Origin of the sequence: Planctomicrobium limosum (assembly GCF_051465645.1) — a bacterium.
In the GTDB taxonomy this organism is placed as follows: Bacteria; Planctomycetota; Planctomycetia; order Planctomycetales; family Planctomycetaceae; genus Planctomicrobium.
The window spans coordinates 5,342,275-5,361,133 of sequence record NZ_CP195790.1 but is presented as its reverse complement, the minus strand read 5'-3'; the positions used below and the strand labels follow the sequence as shown (position 1 = coordinate 5,361,133).

12 protein-coding genes and 1 CRISPR repeat array are annotated in these 18,859 nt (G+C 52.0%); of the genes, 9 read left to right on the top strand and 3 right to left on the bottom strand.

Translation table 11 applies throughout. The features are described 5' to 3' along the window. Window position 1 precedes the first annotated feature (1 nt). From csb2 to SH527x_RS20255, 4 genes are all read left to right on the top strand, one after another. The gene (gene csb2, locus SH527x_RS20270) at window positions 2-1,507 is read left to right on the top strand and encodes a type I-G CRISPR-associated protein Csb2 (RefSeq protein WP_437192506.1); all 1,506 of its coding nucleotides are present in this window, start codon (window positions 2-4) and stop codon (window positions 1,505-1,507) included. Window positions 1,508-1,863: 356 nt separating this feature from the next. After that, window positions 1,864-3,798 (top strand): CRISPR-associated endonuclease Cas4g/Cas1g, encoded by a 1,935-nt coding sequence (cas4g/cas1g, locus tag SH527x_RS20265; RefSeq protein WP_437192505.1) that lies wholly within the window; start codon window positions 1,864-1,866, stop codon window positions 3,796-3,798. A 33-nt stretch (window positions 3,799-3,831) separates the two neighbouring features. Further along, window positions 3,832-4,125 carry a CRISPR-associated endonuclease Cas2 gene (gene cas2, locus SH527x_RS20260; RefSeq protein ID WP_437192504.1) on the top strand — a complete coding sequence of 98 codons (294 nt, stop codon included), beginning with the start codon at window positions 3,832-3,834 and terminating at the stop codon, window positions 4,123-4,125. A gap of 188 nt (window positions 4,126-4,313) precedes the next feature. Further along, window positions 4,314-4,999: a CRISPR direct-repeat array (repeat unit 36 nt; unit sequence GTCTTCCATGCGCATAACGCATGGCCCCATTGAAGC). A 153-nt stretch (window positions 5,000-5,152) separates the two neighbouring features. Then, window positions 5,153-5,896: a helix-turn-helix domain-containing protein gene (locus tag SH527x_RS20255; RefSeq protein ID WP_437192503.1), complete on the top strand. Its 744-nt coding sequence runs from the start codon at window positions 5,153-5,155 to the stop codon at window positions 5,894-5,896. Between the two features lie 248 nt (window positions 5,897-6,144). Here the strand turns inward: SH527x_RS20255 and SH527x_RS20250 are convergent, their stop codons facing one another. Continuing rightward, the gene (locus SH527x_RS20250; RefSeq protein ID WP_437192502.1) at window positions 6,145-7,926 is read right to left on the bottom strand and encodes a UvrD-helicase domain-containing protein; all 1,782 of its coding nucleotides are present in this window, start codon (window positions 7,924-7,926) and stop codon (window positions 6,145-6,147) included. Then, on the bottom strand, window positions 7,926-10,025 hold the full coding sequence (locus tag SH527x_RS20245; protein ID WP_437192501.1) for an AAA family ATPase: 2,100 nt from the start codon (window positions 10,023-10,025) through the stop codon (window positions 7,926-7,928). The genes SH527x_RS20250 and SH527x_RS20245 overlap by 1 nt, the downstream gene beginning before the upstream one ends. A 1,096-nt stretch (window positions 10,026-11,121) precedes the next feature. On the opposite strand from SH527x_RS20245, the gene SH527x_RS20240 reads away from it, so the two are divergent. Further along, a complete protein-coding gene (locus tag SH527x_RS20240; RefSeq protein WP_437192500.1) occupies window positions 11,122-15,384 on the top strand; it encodes a hypothetical protein in 4,263 nt (1,420 codons plus the stop codon). A gap of 478 nt (window positions 15,385-15,862) precedes the next feature. Here the strand turns inward: SH527x_RS20240 and SH527x_RS20235 are convergent, their stop codons facing one another. After that, window positions 15,863-16,738 carry an IS5 family transposase gene (locus SH527x_RS20235; protein WP_437192499.1) on the bottom strand — a complete coding sequence of 292 codons (876 nt, stop codon included), beginning with the start codon at window positions 16,736-16,738 and terminating at the stop codon, window positions 15,863-15,865. Between the two features lie 232 nt (window positions 16,739-16,970). Between SH527x_RS20235 and SH527x_RS20230 the strand changes: the two genes are divergently transcribed. The 4 genes from SH527x_RS20230 (at window position 16,971) to SH527x_RS20215 (ending at window position 18,814) form a co-directional block, all read left to right on the top strand. Beyond that, window positions 16,971-17,126, top strand: a complete 156-nt coding sequence (locus tag SH527x_RS20230) for a hypothetical protein (protein WP_437192498.1) — start codon at window positions 16,971-16,973, stop codon at window positions 17,124-17,126. Window positions 17,127-17,378: 252 nt separating this feature from the next. Further along, complete coding sequence (locus SH527x_RS20225; RefSeq protein ID WP_437192497.1) at window positions 17,379-17,816, top strand: hypothetical protein; 438 nt, start codon at window positions 17,379-17,381, stop codon at window positions 17,814-17,816. 133 nt (window positions 17,817-17,949) lie between these two features. Then, window positions 17,950-18,444, top strand: a complete 495-nt coding sequence (locus SH527x_RS20220) for a hypothetical protein (protein ID WP_437192496.1) — start codon at window positions 17,950-17,952, stop codon at window positions 18,442-18,444. Between the two features lie 109 nt (window positions 18,445-18,553). Further along, window positions 18,554-18,814: a helix-turn-helix transcriptional regulator gene (locus SH527x_RS20215; RefSeq protein WP_437192495.1), complete on the top strand. Its 261-nt coding sequence runs from the start codon at window positions 18,554-18,556 to the stop codon at window positions 18,812-18,814. Window positions 18,815-18,859: the final 45 nt, after the last annotated feature.

Below are 18,859 nucleotides of genomic sequence, written 5' to 3'. Positions count from 1 at the left end.
GATGGCTGATTTTTTGAGAATTTCGGTGCAGTTCCTTGAGCCATTGTTCCATGGAAGAGGGGAAGGTGGGCGTCCCGAATGGCCCCCTTCTCCCTTGCGTCTCTTCCAGGCAATCTTGGCAACGTGCGCCCGGAAATATCCAGTGAATGAGGAATCTGAACAGGCACAACGTGTCCTGAAATGGCTGGAACGATTACCTGCGCCAGTGATTTTCACTCCAGTTCATCGACCGGGGAAGCCTTATCGACTCTACTGTCCTGACAATCTCGGTGATCGAGTCGCAGCTTCCTGGTGTCGTGGAGGAGAAGCCAGTTTGGCTGACTCCCGGACAGAAAAAGACGTTCGACCAATTCATCTCCTTGACCAATCAGAAATCAGCTACGTCTGGCAAATAGAGGAAACCTCAAGACCGCTGTTGAACGAGATCAGAGACCTCGTGAACAGCGTCTCCCAATTGGGGTGGGGTATTGATCAGGTGGTCGCAGACGCCGATGAACTGAGTATGTCTGAATTGAGTTCACTCCCCGGGGTGAAATGGGTCCCAGATGATGTGTGCGGAGGAACAGCGTTACGCTGTCCAGCACCCGGGACATTACAGGCCCTGATCCGACGGCATGGTCGCTTTCTTCGGCGAATTTCAGTGAATGATCGTGGAGAACAATACTTCAATCCGGTGCCTGCATTGACGACTTTCCGATTACAGACTTATCGACCAGCCTCACAAGGCCTTCCTCGGCCGTTTGAAGTCTTCCAGCTGCAGGGAGAGTCCGAAGGTCAGCCGTTTAGTTATCCGCAGTCGAAGTTAATCCATATTGCTGGAATGGTGCGTCACTTAGCCATTCAGGCAATGCAGCGATCTCCCCCTCGTGATGTGGACGAACGCTGGGTTGAATCGTTTGTCGCTGGACATGTTCTTGATGCAGAAAACCATCGACAGTTCTCCTATCTCCCGCTCCCTTCAATCGGAAATCAACACGCCGACCACAACATCCGTCGGGTGATGATCGTCGGTCCGCATGGGAGTCAGAACTGGTTGACTCATCTCACCAATCTGCTGGCTGGTCAGCGATTGGAAGCGACCCCAGAAACCAGGTGGAACGGTCCCCCGACATTAGTTCACGTGAAAGGGGACGGTGTCACGCGTTGCTATACGCCAGAATCTCATGTCTGGGCGAGTGTCACTCCGGTAATCCTGCCCGGACACGACGACCATCGTCCTGCTAAAACGAGAAAGCTCATCGAGAAAGCACTCCTCCAATCGGGAATCGACCAGGAGTGTCAGTATGAATGGAGCCCGTTTCCTCATTTCCCAAAATCATTAACAGCGCATAAATACGGAAAAGATAAGCAGCTCACCGGCTACATTCGTCCAAACCATTTGCTCAATCAAACCGCAGTGCATCTCAAAATAACATTTGAGGAACACGCACTTATCCCTGGACCGTTAACGATCGGTGCTGGTCGGCATTGTGGGCTAGGTCTCATGGCGAGAGTGACGGAAAGTTGATATCAATGGTCAACGTTGTTCTTTGGTAATTTATCGCAGAATTTTCTTGCTCTGAGCGGTACGCAGGCGTAAGCTGGCGAAGCTGGGTTACACATGGAGTTAATGGTCATGTACGACCAGCTTTGTCAGCGGGCCGCTTTGATGGATCGGCTTGCTTGTTCAGGGAGGAGCTTCCTTCCGTGATCATGGAGTTCGGCTGCGGATGATTTCCCGCCACCATGGTCGATCGTTCTTCGCTGCGTCGCAATCGCCAATTGACGTCCTCACTCGCTGATGACGCATTGGCGTAAATTCTGTTCAAGTGATGAACGGCTTGCTGCTGACGGGCGATCCCAACGGCGGTTGAAGGACACCTGATGATTTCTGGCCCAACACCGCCTGTGGGAGCAGAATCGCTTCCTTATTCCGATCCTGTCTCTCCAGGTGAGCTACTCACTGGAGAATGCGGTCAAGTTCCTCCACAGGCCCAATCAGAAAATCATCCGCTCACGGCGGCTCCCACGGAAAAAGCTGCACCGTCGATGTCGCAGCAGATTTCGCCAGATGCTCTCATTCCTGTGCGAATGCTCAATGAGTTTACTTACTGCCCTCGATTAGGCTATCTGGAGTTTGTTCAGGGAGAATGGGCCGAGAATCTGGAGACGATGCAAGGGACTTTCGGACATCGGAACGTCGACAAGCCAGATCGAAAGAATCTTCCCGCTCCAAACTCAAATACTCAGAAGTCCAAGGGGGAGGAGCCTCTTATCGAGGAAGGCAGCGAGAGAATCCATGCACGGTCAATTTCGCTTTCAGCCGAACGAGAAGGAATCGTGGCCAAGCTGGATCTACTGGAGATTGAAGGGCTTCGAGTCACTCCCGTGGACTATAAACGAGGACATGTCCCTGATATTCCCGCGGGGGCCTATGACCCGGAACGAGTCCAGCTATGTGCTCAGGGACTTATATTACGAGAGAACGGTTATGACTGCTCAGAAGGAGTGATCTATTACATCAGTTCGCGACGACGGGTCACCATTCCTTTCGATGAGGAATTGATTGCTCTGACGCGCAAGCAAATCTCCGATTTCAATACCACGTCTGCAGCAGGAATCTGTCCACCTCCCTTGGAAGACAGCCCGAAGTGTCCCCGCTGCTCACTGGTAGGGATCTGTCTGCCGGATGAAACAAATCTGATCCTGCACCAGCTGCAAGAGGAGACGGCACCTGTTTCGGATGCCGTTGAAACTGACTCCCCCCGCCTGAATGGACGTCCTGCAGTGCGGGACGGGCTCCGCAGACTCCTTCCTGCTCGAGATAATGCCTTACCGCTCTATGTGCAGAACCAAGGTGCCATCATCGGCAAATCCGGCGAGCGAATCACCATTAAAGTCAAAGGGGAACAGATTGCCAGTGTCCGCCTGCTGGATGTCTCGCAGGTATGTGTCTACGGAAACGTGATGTTTTCTGCCCAAGCGATTTCAGAGTTAACGTCACGTGGAATTCCAATCTGTCACCTCAGTTATGGTGGCTGGTTCCATAGCATGACGAGTGGCCTCGTTCACAAAAACGTCGAACTTCGTATCCGTCAGTTTGCGATTGCTGCAGCCCCTGATTTATCGCTGCAAATCGCCCGACAGCTGATCGCCGGAAAAATCAAGAACTCCCGCACATTACTGCGTCGACATCTCACTGAGCGCCAGCATCCTGTTCTCAAACAATTAGCGGAATATTATCGACGTGCTCGAATCGCCGGGTCGGCTGAAACGCTCCTCGGCCTGGAAGGGATGGCCGCCAAAGAGTATTTCTCCGAATTGTTCAAACTCTTTCCGGACCACCCCACCTTTGACGTCCGTGACAGAAACCGACGCCCGCCACGAGATCCGGTCAACGCTGTCCTGTCATTCGTTTACAGTCTGTTGACCAAAGAAGTAACGGTCACTCTGCAGGCTGTGGGTTTTGATCCGATGCTGGGGATCTTTCATCGTCCCAGGTACGGCAGACCTTCGCTGGCCTTAGATCTGGCAGAAGAGTTTCGCCCCCTCATCGCGGATTCTGTGGCGCTCACTGCATTTAATAATGGCGAGGTTGGACCAGGGTCATTCATCCAGCGGGCAGGAGCGGTCACGATGACCGATGCTGCCCGCCGGAGTGTCATCGCCGCCTTCGAACGCCGTCTGGAAACAGAAATCACGCACCCGATCTTCGGCTACAAAGTCTGCTATCGCCGCATCCTCGAAGTGCAGGCTCGACTTCTGGCCAGACACATGCTGGGAGAATTACCAGCATACCCTAACTTCATCACACGATGATACGCGTACACAGCCCATCGAGGGAGTCTGGCCATGCGGAATGTCCACCTGATCGCTTATGACATCTCCTGCAAGAAACGCTACCGCAAGGTCTATCAGGCCATGTGCGGTCACGGGGATTCCGTCCAGTACTCCGTATTTCGGTGTGAACTGACCGAAATGGAACTTCAGCGCCTGAAAGACTTGATCTGGCCGCACTTGAACCTGGGCGAAGACCGCGTCATGATCGTCGATCTTGGCCCCATTGCCGGACGGGGCGACGAATGTATTGAATTCTGGGGCGACCCACGAACCGTTCCAACCACTCGAGAAGCCACGATCATTTAGCCCTTAAGAAAGTTCGAGCGGTCCGGTGCCGTAAAAACCCCCGTCACCGCTCGCAGCCTGAAAGGCTTACCTCATCTTCATTTAGAAAGGAGCACCATTGGAGCACTCCTGTTTCCTGGCCTTGAATTGTCAACCCCTCGCAAACCTCGACACAAGTCTTGACCGTGTCGAGACTCCAAACGCGGGCGGTCTTCCATGCGCATAACGCATGGCCCCATTGAAGCGTTCATAAGAGACCTTAAACGGGAAAGAAACCACCAGGTCTTCCATGCGCATAACGCATGGCCCCATTGAAGCAATGGGCCATTAACAACGCTCATGCACAGTTTGCGTTGTCTTCCATGCGCATAACGCATGGCCCCATTGAAGCAAAGAGTGGAGTGAGTGCCCCTGTCTGCCGCTGAAGTCTTCCATGCGCATAACGCATGGCCCCATTGAAGCTTTGACTTGCCCCTGAAGCTGCTTAATTTCAGCATCGTCTTCCATGCGCATAACGCATGGCCCCATTGAAGCTCTGCTGTGCCTGCACCTGAGCGTCTGCGTAGTGCGTCTTCCATGCGCATAACGCATGGCCCCATTGAAGCGTGAGCAGATGAGACAGCGTGCTGCTGCGAAGGCTCGTCTTCCATGCGCATAACGCATGGCCCCATTGAAGCGAGAGTGGCATCAAGACGTATACGGTTCCGTCTGCAGTCTTCCATGCGCATAACGCATGGCCCCATTGAAGCGACCGTTATGTGCTTTCGTGTCTCGTCATCCCAGTAGGTCTTCCATGCGCATAACGCATGGCCCCATTGAAGCTGGGGCAATTGGCAGGACTCTATCTTTCTTGCCTTTCGTCTTCCATGCGCATAACGCATGGCCCCATTGAAGCAGGAAGTACCTTAGACCGGGGGGAGGCGTTGTTACCGCGTCTTCCATGCGCATAAAGGAACAGACCAATGCCCCGGTACCACCTCCTCTGACAAAGAGCCGCGTAAAAACTTACCTGACGGATCTCCGCGAACTTCTGAACCAGGAAATTTCAATGGCAGCAGCAGCGATTCGCCAGCTGACAGGACCAATTTCCATTACGCAGGAACCGATCCCCGGCAAGAAGCATGGGGCCCGCTGGATTGCGACTTTTTCGCCAAATTTGCTGGCTTTGCTGCATCAAATCGCGAAAGACAAGGATTATCCAGATTCCATGACTTTGGAGTTCCTGTCACACGGAATCTGGACAACTCCGATGGAAGTCTCCGCGGTGATCGATGAGATCCCTAAATACGAGCGTCTAGCCCCAATTTTCAAGGAGATGCGAGACAACGGGGCCAGCATTCAAACAATTGCCGCGGCTCACGAATTGACCTGGGATCAGGTGAAAAAGATTCTGCACTTCGCAGATACCGGCGAACGCCCCAAATGGCCCAAGAAGAAAAAGGAATCCAAAGGCAATGGCGCCAACCGTGAGAAGTACATGAGCCATTGCGATGAAGTGGTACGACGCCGCAGTGCGGGACAATCCTTTGCCAAGATCGCCCTCGAACTTGATCTGGCCGAACAGACAGTTCGTCGTGCTTGGGATCATGCCAACCTGGACGCGACTGCAAAGGCCGCTGCAACCGGAGCCACACCGAATCGCGGCAGCTACCGCCATCTTCCGACAGAGAAGATTCAAGAGGCGCAAAAACTCTTGAAGGAAGGCAAACTGACCATCCGCGAAATCGCCACCCAGACCGGACTGAGTCCGTCGACGATTCGGCGGGAGAAGCACCGTGTAGAAAAACAGTAGAGGTTTATTGGCCAGCCGGAGGCGGACACGTACATATGTCCGACTTCAGTTGGCGCAACCTTTGTTTCGAATAGGAAAGTATTAGGTTCGAATTCTGTTATCCCGACTATTTCCAGAAATGAGCCTTTCGGCGAGAACGTCGAAGGGCTTTCTGATTTCAGGGCAAAGAGTTACGCCGTCGAGCACTGAGTTCAAACAGACGATTTCCAATAATCGGCGTTTCATAATGTTTATAAATGTGTCCACAGCTAAAGTGGCAATTCGTCATAGTCCCAGTCGAACGCAACCGCTTCGCGGGTTGTCTCATAGGGAGTTTGGTTGCGAGTTCGTCTGCCATCTTCGGCAAATAAGTGGAGGTACTTTTTAGCTCGGGATGCAATCACGTAGAGAAGGCGACGGGATTCAGCTTCGTCATCTACAGCATTGTCTATAATCCTGGCCCAGTTGGGAATTTGGCCACGGAGTAGTCCAAAACAGATTACGACTTCGTATTCCTCGCCTTTTGCTCCGTGGCATGAATTAAAAATGATTCCCGATGGTTGGCGAAACATCTTTCTGAGTGTAGCGACGGGCTCTAGTTCGGATTGGTGTTCGATAAGTCGCTCCTCCGCCGACTCAAAGAAACTGGTGCGGGAGTTCAAAAGAAACGGATATAGGGCTAGGTCGAGCTCAAGGACTGCAAAGAATTTATCGAAGACATCATCTAAATATGCTAGGCCCGATTCTTCAACACTGGTCAAGTCATTGACCAGACGTAGGATGGCGCGCGAGTTTCGTATCTCTTCGGGGAGTTCGCTTGCAAGCGCGGCCTCAAGAGTTGTGACAAAATCGGCTGCCCAGCGGAGGCGAGTGCGGAATCGCGTTGGGGATGGCTCAGTGAGAAAAAGCCTGGCAAGCTTGAACCAAAAGGAGTCCTGTTCGTAGCGAATAGGGGATAGACCGGGCGCATCAAAATCAACGTCGGGCAGGAGGAGTACGAGCTGTCGTCCCAATTTAGTGAGAAGCCACCAAGACGGTCCAAGGATGCAAATGTTTTCAGGTTTTAAGCCTTGGCTCAAGTGGTAGCGGATCAGCTTGGCAATCGGCTGGGCTATGTCCTGGTGGTGGAATGTCTGATCGGCGAAGGTGATTAAGCCGCGTTCGCTGGCATGGTGGGCGAGGGAGACAACATTCTCTTCTCCCGCCTCACAGAAATTGGCGCAAAAATCCACGATCCTTTGCGTGGAGCGGTAGTTGCCGGAAAGCGCATGATGCGAAAGGTCTGGTCGGCCGAACTCATGCCGTATCTCATTGACAGTTTTTGCGATTCCACCGAGCGAGGAATAAATTGCTTGGTTCTTGTCGCCGACGATGAACAGGCGAGACTTGCCGTTAGATGCTCGGACGATTGAGGCGAGGATTCCAAACTGCAAGTCTTGCGTGTCCTGATACTCGTCAACGCAGATCAAGGAAAAGATCGCGCCGAGTGTGGCTGCGATCTCCGGCTTGCGGCGTAGTAAGTCGAAGGCAAGATATAAAACATGATCAAAGTCGAGCAAACGTTGCTCTTTTAGCTTCTCGCGGCACTCTTCGATCAAACTGCGACGGTTCGGTGCGGATGTGGCAAGTTGGCCGTTGCGGAGAAATCCCATTCTGATTTCGGCACGGGAATCCACGCCATGCTTCCCGCGGAGCGAATCAACCAACTTCCTCAACGCGGCCTCGTCTATTACGGAAAACCCATTCTGGAGGAGAGGATCGTAACTCGCATATGGTCGAAGAATCCATTCGAGGGCAAAAGAGTGAATGGTGCCGGTCCAGAGGTGCCTCTTGGAGTAGCCGTGTTCCTGCAGGCGGGCGGCAACCTCATCGGCTGCGCGGTTGGTGTAAGTTAGGGCGAGCGTACGTTGATGCGGCGATATGCCCTGGTCAAGCGTGGCTATGATCTTTTCAGAGAGGACTCGTGTCTTGCCGCTGCCTGGACAGGCGGTGACAAATACATCACCGTCAACCTGAATTGCAAATGCTTGCTGAGCGCTTAGTTCGGCCATTACCGGACCATTCCAATGAACTTGCTGAGAATGCGTTTAGGGTATTGGGCAACGTACTCGTCTCGAATTTCTTCAGGAGTGGCGGAAGAGAGCATGGAAAGAACTGCTCGTCTCTGGGAAGAATCCTTGTGGCAGCAGTCACAGCGATACTTAATCATTTGGACGATTGTCTTGTCGTTGATGATTCGGCGGCACGCGAAGGCGACAGATTCCAAGATGTATGGTGGAATGGTCGTGTTGGGTTTTATGTGTTCGGCCAACAAAAGAGCAAACCAGCCCTTGCCTTGGGATTTGGCAAGCCGAAGCATCTCGCTTGCCGAGACCTCAATATCGACCGACCTGATCTTGTTTTCGCACTTTGATTTGTCGGCCGTCCGTAGGTAGATCGTGTCCAAGGTTGCTACAACCTCGTCCTCGTTTCCAGCTCTCAGGAAGTCAACCTCGAATGTGTGCGTCGCATAGAAGGGTTTGACCCAAGGATTCTTCGTGTAGGTGGCTTCAAGCTTAGCATAGCGTTCACGTCCCGATTCCTGAGATGCTCTGCAACCCGCTTGAACCTTGGTGTCGGTTTTGGGATCGGAAGGAAGGGTGAGGAATGATGTATCGAGATCGGTCAGGATTGCACATTTTCTCTTGATTCGCTTATCGTGAAACAACACGGCGATATTGGAGAAAAACGACGAATTCATGTTGATTAGGCTGATTCCAAGTTCGTCTAAGCTGACACCTAACACCTTCTTAACCAGCGTGGGAATCAAGATCATTTCCGCGTCGCCTTCGGCTAGAATGACGCCCTTGGCAAAGAGAAGAGTGCTGCGAACTGAATCCAGATATCGTTCAATTCGCTGGCAGCTTTTGGAACTGAGGGCGTTTGCAGGATGGAAGACTTGAGCTTTACATCCTGACTTTGCGAGAATGTTGACACTGCTGATCTTACTGGCTGCTGAGATGTGAGTAGAGTGAGTTGAAACAATGACCTGCGTGTTTTCGTAAGTGTATTTCTCAAAGAGTGTCTTCTGGATGTGAGTATGGATGTGGGATTCGGGCTCTTCGATCAGTAAGAAGTGGGCGACACGATCGGATGCCGTCTTCAGTTCGTATTCAAGCAGTTTCAGGGACAGGTAAATAAGGTTGGCTCCGCCGAGACTGAGTTCATCAATTTCTCCTTTGTATCCTTCGTCGCCAGGATCACTGACCGTAAGGCAGAGTCGCTGGAGCAGTCGATCAAGTTCCTCGGGGATGGCTGAGCGGATATCAATCGTGGGAGAGTAGGTATGACCGACGGTGTCCTGGAGTGAATCTTGGACCCCCTGTGCGATATCGCGGATTTCCTCCAATCCGGAGATTTCGTTATTGAGGGTCGTAATTTGACTGAGGATCTTCTTGGCTTGGGTGATGCTTATTTTACCCTCGGCTCCTCGCAATAGATTGAGGAGGGGACTGTCACGGTAGTTTCTAAGATCGGCGATTACATCGCGAAGAGCCTTGACGAACGTGCAGGATACTTCACTGTGAAGGGGTTGTAGCATGCGGTCGCCGATGAGCGACGCATCGTCTTCATGGTCCGGAAAAGTCAAGCTGTCAAAGTCGCCGACCAGCTTACCATAGATCTCGTCGTCCAAAAAGTCAGCGGTAGCTCGTCCTGTGATTAGAGATTCGTATTGCTCAATGGTTAGATCGTCGAGGATTCGTCGAATTTCATCGTCGGCATCATTCGTTGTGGAGAGTTCGAAAAGCGTCTTGCGGATTATCTTGTTGGGGCGAAATATGAAGGTGTAAGTGCCGGAATTCGTGTCGTCCATGTGGCCGACGCCGTGCCGTATGACTTGACATCCTTCACTCGTATCTAGGTCATCGAAGTCAAGACTGATGATGATCCACGCCCCCTTCCATGAATCAAGGGAGCGATTGAAGTCGGACTCACGGAGTCGAATCGCTCCGCGAGAAAGGCTATCATCCAAAAGAAGTCGGATGGCTTGAAAGGCGTTCGTTTTCCCTGACCCGTTTTCTCCGATCAGGGTGTTAACGCCCTCTGAAAAGCGGAATTCTGCGGCTCTGAAGTTACGAAAATTCCGTAGGCGCAGCCGTGAAATATGCACGAACGGTCTCCGGTCGGATGAAGTGGGGACGGTGAAAGTCAATCACTCGGCTTCAGCAGCCGAACTCTCGAAGTGGTTATGCCGAGAGGCAACTGAATTTATCAAGGGTAAGCGTAATATAATAGCGGGCTCCGAAATTGCGTCGACTGGTATGGACGAGCGCGACTAGCACGAGAAGAATCACCGTCAAATAAGGATTTATTCGCTTGCGCATGTCGCATCCTCGTCAATGCGACGCCAAAGTTGGCGATTCACGTGACGTAGATTTCTCGGAAAAGCAGCGGCAGCTGCAATCTTGGAAGAAGCCGCGCGGTCCAACAGATGTGTGGACACACCATCACATAATTTCCTGAGTGAGTCATGCCGACCTATGGGGATGTTCCATCTTTCCCGGTAGAGATGCTGTAGAAATTCTCGCCTCATTAGTCGATCTATGGATTTAACCATTTCCATAAAGACACTTCCTGTCTATGCATTTCCTGGACACCAGCGGCAAAAAGTTCAATAGCCGTCTTGTCATCCCGACTTTGATAGGAGCGGGTTGTCGCAGCAGATTGCGACGAGCCGCTTTTCTTTGGGAACAGCAACTCATGACTGATTTTGCGATGCTGTCGGCAGGTTCAAACGCTCAGCGTTTTAGGAAAAACCGCAGGTCCACTTGCTGCACCTCATTGACACGCAATAGATGATCAAGTCCAAACCCCGTCTTCAATTTCCCAGTGCGGCCGATGGAGTCGGATTTGAAATGGACATGCTCTGTTGAGAGGCCATTGGTTCGCGGCGTCTCATCTAGCGCCGCAGGGAATAGGCCAGGGACCGGAGCGCCACTTCAACAAAACAACTAAATAGAACTTCCACGGAATCGGAGTGAGTACTATGCGGTTTGGCGAAGGAGTGTCGCATGTCGAGGTTATTGTTGGCCCCGAACCATTCGCAGGCCTGGTCAATCAGTTCTTCCAAGCATTCGCAGCGGTGGTTTCGGTTGAGGAAGCGGTGGTACACTTCCTCAACGTAGACCAAGCCTGTTCTTGTTCCGACGCCAGTTGAAAAGAACACTCCGATTCCGGTGGGAATCTATTTAGGATTCACTTAGTTCATGGTAAATACCAATCATAAAGATGATCCGACGGCCACATACCGTGGCTATCGAAGGCAGGCACTTTATTGCCTGTACCGACTCTTCGATGACGGACTGTCTGATGACACCGTGATTCAGCCCGAAGGCAACGAAGACCTAGAAATTCAAAGCCATTCCGGACAACGACTCGAGGTAATCCAAGTTAAGGACTATTCAGCGAATCTGACCGCGTCTCACTTCAAGCCATCGTTCTACACTCGCATCAGTGATCTCTGCGAGACTGACGCATCGGTCGCAATCAAGATTGTTTCCTTCGGTCCGATTGGCCCCGAACTTTTGATGGCGTATGACAAAAATCAAGATACGCTACCGCGTTCGCTGAACACGCTCACAAAGGACCGAGAAGAAAGCGACAAAGCCGGTAACAAGAAGATCATCAAGGGCCTTAGCGAGGATAAAGCTAAGGAAGTCTTCAAGCGGATCGAGATTGAGAATGTCGATGAAGACAGACTCACTCAAAACGTAATCGAGAAATTAAAAGCTACCATGACCTCTGGCAATCCCGAGGTTGCCTTTGAAAACCTTATGTGGTGGTTGATTGCATCGGCAGAAAGACAAAAGCGTTTAACTCGCTCGCAAACGATTGACAAACTGACGCAACTTGGCAAGTTTATCGCACACCGAAATGCACACGCTCAGGAATGGAACCTTTCAATCAAACCCATTGGGTCCACTTCGCCGGCCCCCCAGACTCGCGATAAACTCAGCCAAGAGTTTTTCCAAGGTGGTCGAGTCCGAGCGGAGCACGTTGCTGCAGGATTAGATGTTCCGCGAAACCGCGCCATCATGAGCATTCATGAGGCATTTCAGCGAAAGGATGTCGTAATTCTTCGAGGTGCGTCTGGCCAAGGCAAGACAACTTTGGCCTACCGCTACCTGCTCGATTGGGCGGCGTCAGACTTTCGCTATCAAGTCGAGAAGGCAGCAAGTCTCGAACATGCCCGCCTCATGGCCGCAGCGATAGCCGCACACGCGGATATCATCGACGTGCCGTCATTGATCTACATTGACGTGCGGCCCGGAGACAACTGGTGGGTCGAGATCGTCCGAGAATTGGCGGGAGTAAACGGAATCCGCGTTTTGGTGACAATCCGAGAGGAGGATTGGTTCCGATCGCGCGTTTCCGCGGAGGAATTTGCATTCGCAGACATCGAGATGGAATTCACCGATGAATCGGCCAGCCAAATATTCGAGAATCTTCGGAATGCGGGCTATGGCGACGAGCAATTGGATTTTGAAGATGCATGGTCAAAACTCGGCGACAGAAAGTCGCTTTTCGAGTTTGTTTATTTGGTCACTCAGAACGAACAATTATCGCAAAGGGTCCAAGCTCAGGTCGGCATTCTCAAAGACGAAGTCAACAAGGGCAAATTGGTCGACAAGGAACTTCACTTACTAAGGCTTGTTGCGGTGGCTTCCGCTTATGAAGCTCGACTCGAACTAAAGGCTCTTGCTGAGTCTATTGGTCTACCAGAACCAACGAGGGCACTGGAGCGATTTGGTAACGAATACTTACTCCGCACATCGGCAGACGGAAGGCATGTTGAGGGTTTCCACGCAATTCGGAGCGAAATAATTGCACAAGAACTGACTGATACAGTTCTTCAACCTCGTGGGACGATTGAATCACTGCTTCCGCCGCTGGTAGTAGAGGACGATTTAGAAAACCTACTGCTCTGTTCATTTTCTCGTAATGAAAGTGCCATTTCCGACGTCATAAAAAGTCTCGATGGAATCCAAATCGAAACATGGGTTGGTGTACGAGCAGTGCTGGTTGCACTTCAATGGATTGGGATAAAGCGATATGCTGCCAAGAACATAACGCTTGTCGAAGAAGTCCGGTCACTTGCTCCAACATCTTGGTGGTTCACATTGGACTGGGACTTGGCACAGGTAAAGGGCGGCGATGGTTTTGGCATTCTTCAGCAGTTTGCAGGCACGTTGCCACGGTTTGCTGCTGCCGCCGCGGTTTCAAGCGACTATCAGGATCGCCAAACCGACAAGAACGAGGTTTTCGATCTCGCTCGACAGTGGCTTGGCTCATTCCAACTACCGAGCAGCACTCCCAATTCGGCCACCCAATTCTCTGCAGTCGGAGAAATACTCTACTGGCTGGGGCATCTGGAGCAGCAGAATCACAACCTAACGGCGTGGCTGAACGACCAAACCGTAATGGATGCCTGGAACGTTCTGCCATTGCATTTATTTTCACGTTTCGCGGCAGGCGTCTTCAAGTTCAATCCCCAGTTGTATACGGGTTGGGTGGAGAAGCATCGCAAGGAAATTGAACAACGAATTCGCTCTGATGCCTCAATCATCGCACTCGTTGCGGAGGATGACTGCTTGGTAGCCCATTTTGTCATCGACATCGAGCGGAAGGCGTCAGATTTGCTACGTTCGGAACTGGAGTCCAGCATAAACGACTTGGCAGTACAACGAGTCGAGGTTGTTTCCGCTTGTCTGCCGGGATACGCGCGGTACGGCGCTGCCGGTTACGGACACCAGATGAGTCTGTTTGAATCGTTGGCCGATGACTCAACCAAGAGAATGCCGCTTGAAAACATCAAAATGCCGTGGTTGCCGGAATTCAATGCCCTCTCTCGAGGAGCGGTCGAGTACGAGTTTCGCCCGGACTCATGGGAGGAATATTTCTCAAAGGTTCGGGAGACTCGAAAAAAGGTTGGATTCGCATTCAACAATCTTCAGCAAGTATTGGCAAAGGGCGGCGACGTAAAGCTCCTTGACTCTGCTACTTGGGATGAAAGCAAGAAATGCCTCGGTGGCGAGTTTTTGCTCCCCAAATCTTCAGTTGATGAATGGGGCTTTGTAGCAGAGTCACGCGCATCACAGTTTGACGGAGGCATGTACAAGAGATTTCGTGCGATTTCCACCTTAGACCCATTCAACAAAGCGTTCAACGAATACACGCGTACTCTTGGCAACTTCTTTTCCCAAGCTATACAGGCTCTCGTACTTGTGCCCAACTTGAGAACGGCGGCCAACGAAAAAGTGCGCCAAGCCATCATCGATAAGGGCAAAGAGATGGGAGTATTTGAGAACTCGATTCGACTGTCCGTTGCAAACGGGATGGATGCGTGCATTGCCCTTAGAGCGCTTCAGGATACAGAACGTGAACTACGACTCGGCGATCGCTTAAAGTTCGACAGTAGATTCACACAGAACGAACTTAACACTTTCACTGAGGCTATGCGGTTATGGATGTTGTTTTGCTATCCCGCTCAGGTCCTTCCAAACACAGTCAAACAGAAGCCGAATAAACCCAAAAACACGAAAGATTCGCGTCCAAAAGAACTACGAGATTGCCTACAGGCAACGGTAAATCGAATTTCACAAGAGCTCAAGAAACTTAAAAGGAGTGGCGTTGTTGCGAGAGTTGTTAGTGAAACTGTGCCGTGGAACAGAGAACCCTGTCTTTGGATCAGCTTTGACACATCGCATCCACTTGGTTCGCTTGTTGCGGTTGAGGCAATTTGGAAATCGCTAGTTGAAGCCTTTCGCCCCGATCGAGACAAGATCGTTCGCATGAAAACGCTCGACTACCTTTGGTCTAAGATCGTTCTAGTGCCCTTGGTTCAGGGGCGCAGCCTTGACCGACAGGCTTACGCCAACATGAAGGGTGCGTCGTATCCGGTTTATGAAGACCCTGTAAAGCAATTTTGGCGATTCGTTCCGGAAGAGATCCCCGCGTCGGCGTGGAACCAACTTGGGTTTTCCGAGTGGAACCATCCGGAACGGAGGAAAGTCTTCGACGACGTCATGAGTGCGTATGGGATTACATTCCAACACGTCGATCATATGGCAGATTTCACGCGATGTAAGGTTGATCTAGATGACGAAGGAGAAAAGGTCTTCCTCGAATATGTGCAACGAGCGGCGAGACGTGTTGAACCATTCATTCAAGAAACGTTCGACTCTTGTGCAAAGCTTCTCAAACATTTTCCAGAGCTAAGTGAGCAAGTCATCGCGGATCGCCCGAACATCGTCAACTGCATGAGTTTGATTGTCGAAATAGAGGCTGCCATTCGGCCATCCGAAGACTTTGATGAAAAAGGTGGTCTTACAATTGATGCAATGGTAGATTGGCGTATAAGGCTTAAAGACGGCCTAAACCTGTTGGGTGAGGCGCAGGCTCTTTGGATAGCCGACTATTTGGGGTTTCCCGGATTCGACTATCCGGGCGATTCTCAGCGACCTCAGTAAACGGTTCACGAATTTGCGTCGATCACATTGACCGAAGACCATTAGGCGTCGGCCTAGCGCACACATGAGAGCATGTCCAGAGCACCTGCACCGCCGACTCAACTCCGTGAGATGGCCCCAGTCATTTCCCTTGGGAGCGGCTCGCATTGGAAATGCACGTCATGCGAATTTCACCACAAGTGCTTGATTAAAACAATTAACATCGATGGAATGGAACGCACACTCCGAGCAAAAGATTCTATTGGCGTCCTTTCGCCCCGGCTATATTGCAGTGGCATAGCATTCGCATGGCGGTGGTGTAGAGTTTCGTATTGGAACAGGGATAGAAATGTCGAGCGATCAGAAGCCGGTGATGACCTCGGATTTCGACTGGAAGGCCGTTCCCCAGGTGCGCTGCGGCGTATTGGTGAGCAAGGTGACGGAATACCTTACCGCGCACCCGCGAGAAGTCGTGGACATGGAGCTCGGGGACTGGACCTTAAAGCAGAACAGCGGACATTATGCGGTGGTACACTGCACCGGATTGCCCAACGGTGTCCGCTTGAACAACCTGTCGAAGAGCCTCGACGGCACGATGCCAGTTTTGGTCGGGACCGGAAACGGCCGTGTGTTCCTCATCGACGGCGCACACCGCGTCGCAAAGGCGCTCATCGAAAAGCGGAAGACGCTCCGCGCTGTGATCTTGACCGAAATAGAGACGCGGGCGTGCGTCCGGGACGGACAGATAATGCGGTTTGATCGAGAGACGCAGTATGAGGTAGTTTCGCAATCCTTTGATGATGGTGTACAGGCAAGCTAAGTGGACGAAGCCTTCGAACAGTTTGGCGTAGTATTCCCACCGGGTAATCAAGCGTCGACAATTCTGCAGCCAGCAGAAGGTTCGCTCGATGCGATAGCGGCGCTCGTACCGTCCGAATGACCGGCCATGCTGCAGACGGGGGCTGGTCCGGTTTTCCCGGTGCGGGCAGATGAGTTCGATCCCGCGAGATTGAAGGTGCTCACGCAGCCAGTCCGCATCAGCAGCCTTATCGTAGAGCAGGCGTCGGGGCTTGCCATGCGGAGGGCACTGATCGATCAACGTCTCGATCGTGGTCACTTCGCTGTGATTGGCAGCGGTGGTAAATGCCGAGAGTGGCGTCCCTTTCCCGTCAGTCATCAACAGGATGCGGTTTCCATTTCCACGATGGCAACGCCCCACGTCGTCGCCACCTTTTTTGCCCGTGAAAACGAGCCATCGCCGATCGCTTCGTCCCAGCAGATGCCGCATAGACCTCAACCAGCGCCCACCATCCGTGGGAAACTCCACCACTTGGACAGGGCAATGAGCATGAGAGTCTCCTTTCCCCATGCTCATATGCACATTCCTTGCCAAACCTGTTCAGTGTTTCAAGGGCTATGAAACTGGCTCGTGGCATTCCAGCCTTTCGGCCGAGACGCTATCGCAACTTCGCATAATATCAAAGCCCTCCACTCAGGAGAAACTTATGTACTGAAAATCGGCTTCTCACCCCTGCATCAGAATTTTGAGCATCGCCAGGGACTCCATTGTGGAGTCCCTTTTTTCGTTTTTAGACCAGGAGATTTCCATGAATCACTTCAATTCCAAGCACAACCCTAAAGCACTTAAGCGAATCATCGGCACTTGGCATGCCGGTCGCCGGAGTGTCCCGATGGGACGCATCTTTGGAGAACGAAAGATTGCCAATACCAATCAATTCAATACCGCACGGAAAAGTGGATGACCGCCACACGACCATCAAAACAAAGCGATCTGCAACAAGTGACTCAGTTTCTGGACGTGGTGGCTTACCTGCTGGCCCGCCATCATCTCATCAATTTCCGCGATCAATCACAGAGTTCACAACCGAAACCTTCGAGTTCAGATCGGGAAGTTCATTGCGACACTGTCGGGGCAAAACCGAAAGCGGTCCCGACGCCTGCTCCCAGTTCCACGGGAGCATTACCACCGAAAACCACACGTACATCACGGAAACATGGCCGAAAACCCAATCCGAAATTACATTCAGCAACTCAAACACCTCAATCTCCTCCTCCGGCTCCATCTGGAGGAAGCTGAAGTCCGTATCCCCGAGATCAACGATCTCATCGGCCAGCTCTTTACCATCGAGCTGGTACCCGAAACCGCATTACTGGGGCTGGTGATTTACGAACGGCATTACAGTGCCCTCACCGGCCCGCATGATTCCAGTCAGGTTCTCCAGTCCGCACTCCTGATCCCCGGAGGCTTCGGCGTTATTCTGTGGGACTGCGAGGACTACTTGCGATTCAGGAATGCTCCTCCAATCGATCAGGGAGAGTTATTCCTCAAGTTTGTTCCGTTCGACCAATGCGGATCAGCCGTTAAAGCCCTTCTGCTGCCTCAAATCGAACCGTTGATGGAGCTGCTGTTCAAGCGGTTTCCTGCAACATGATCGATCTGATTACTGTTGACGATGCCGGAAACGGCTGAAATGATTCTGGAGTAAAAGTCACGATCAGGATGGCGTCCCCCTGATCGTGATCTCCGGATTTACGAATTTCTCGTCTCTGACGGAGTTTAACCTTATGCACGTGATGGACCTCAAAACCTTGAGCGAGCGGTCTGGCATCAGCCCCCGCCACCTGCGCTATGTCCTGGACCACAGTCTGGTTCCCGGGAGCCTCCTCACGGAGAACTTACCGATCCTGGGACGGACCCGCATTGTCGATGAGATGTCGGCTGTATATATCGCCTGCTCCGGTCACCTGCTTCACGCGGGATATCGGGGCGAAGCAGTGCGAGACATGATGACTGCATTCGGCAGCATCCTCGCCAAAACTCAGCTTCATTTGCCGCACTTCCGGGAAGTCGTCGAGTTGAATATGGACGGCCAAGTTCACTATGGAGACGGTCACTATGTACGCTGGATTGTAGCGGGGAAGATCGGCCCTTGGCAGGACCCGACCCGGAAGGGAAAGACTGTCGAGCTAACTCCCAAATCCTACTTCGTACTGGATGTGGGCGAGATTACCAAAGCTGTTCGCGTTCCCGATTCGACGCGAAAATCTCTTGACAGCTGACTTCCCCTGTACCATTATTTCCTGAATGGGCCAATTTGGCCCGTTCAAGCCAATTGAAGTCGTAGAGAATCGTCGAGGAGACAGTCCCCTCCGTTGTCAGGTAAAGCAAATGGAAACTCCCAACGAAGAATTTCTGACGGCCAGGGAAGTTGCCGCATTACTGAAAGTGAGCGTTGCGACGGTTTATCGAATGGCTGAGGGAGGAGCCTTACCTTACTTCCAACTTGGCGGTAAGGGACACTCGATCCGCTTCTTAAAGTCCGAACTGCTCGCCGAATTTCGTCACATCAAGGCTAAGACAATCTCTGAAATACAGGAATCGGAGCGGCCAATCCCGGGTCCCAAGCCGAAATGGCTGACCAAGAGCTAACCCCCGAGTGTCAATTTCTGATGTTCGCCGGGACATGTCGTCTCG

Excerpts from the sequence above, each read along its gene's own strand:
- SH527x_RS20235 (WP_437192499.1), bottom strand. The coding sequence starts at position 16,738 with ATGAGCATGGGGAAAGGAGACTCTCATGCTCATTGCCCTGTCCAAGTG.
- SH527x_RS20230 (WP_437192498.1), top strand. The coding sequence starts at position 16,971 with ATGAATCACTTCAATTCCAAGCACAACCCTAAAGCACTTAAGCGAATC.
- SH527x_RS20215 (WP_437192495.1), top strand. The coding sequence starts at position 18,554 with ATGGAAACTCCCAACGAAGAATTTCTGACGGCCAGGGAAGTTGCCGCA.
- cas4g/cas1g (WP_437192505.1), top strand. The coding sequence starts at position 1,864 with ATGATTTCTGGCCCAACACCGCCTGTGGGAGCAGAATCGCTTCCTTAT.
- cas2 (WP_437192504.1), top strand. The coding sequence starts at position 3,832 with ATGCGGAATGTCCACCTGATCGCTTATGACATCTCCTGCAAGAAACGC.
- SH527x_RS20250 (WP_437192502.1), bottom strand. The coding sequence starts at position 7,926 with ATGGCCGAACTAAGCGCTCAGCAAGCATTTGCAATTCAGGTTGACGGT.
- SH527x_RS20255 (WP_437192503.1), top strand. The coding sequence starts at position 5,153 with ATGGCAGCAGCAGCGATTCGCCAGCTGACAGGACCAATTTCCATTACG.
- csb2 (WP_437192506.1), top strand. The coding sequence starts at position 2 with ATGGCTGATTTTTTGAGAATTTCGGTGCAGTTCCTTGAGCCATTGTTC.
- SH527x_RS20225 (WP_437192497.1), top strand. The coding sequence starts at position 17,379 with ATGGCCGAAAACCCAATCCGAAATTACATTCAGCAACTCAAACACCTC.
- SH527x_RS20240 (WP_437192500.1), top strand. The coding sequence starts at position 11,122 with ATGGTAAATACCAATCATAAAGATGATCCGACGGCCACATACCGTGGC.
- SH527x_RS20220 (WP_437192496.1), top strand. The coding sequence starts at position 17,950 with ATGCACGTGATGGACCTCAAAACCTTGAGCGAGCGGTCTGGCATCAGC.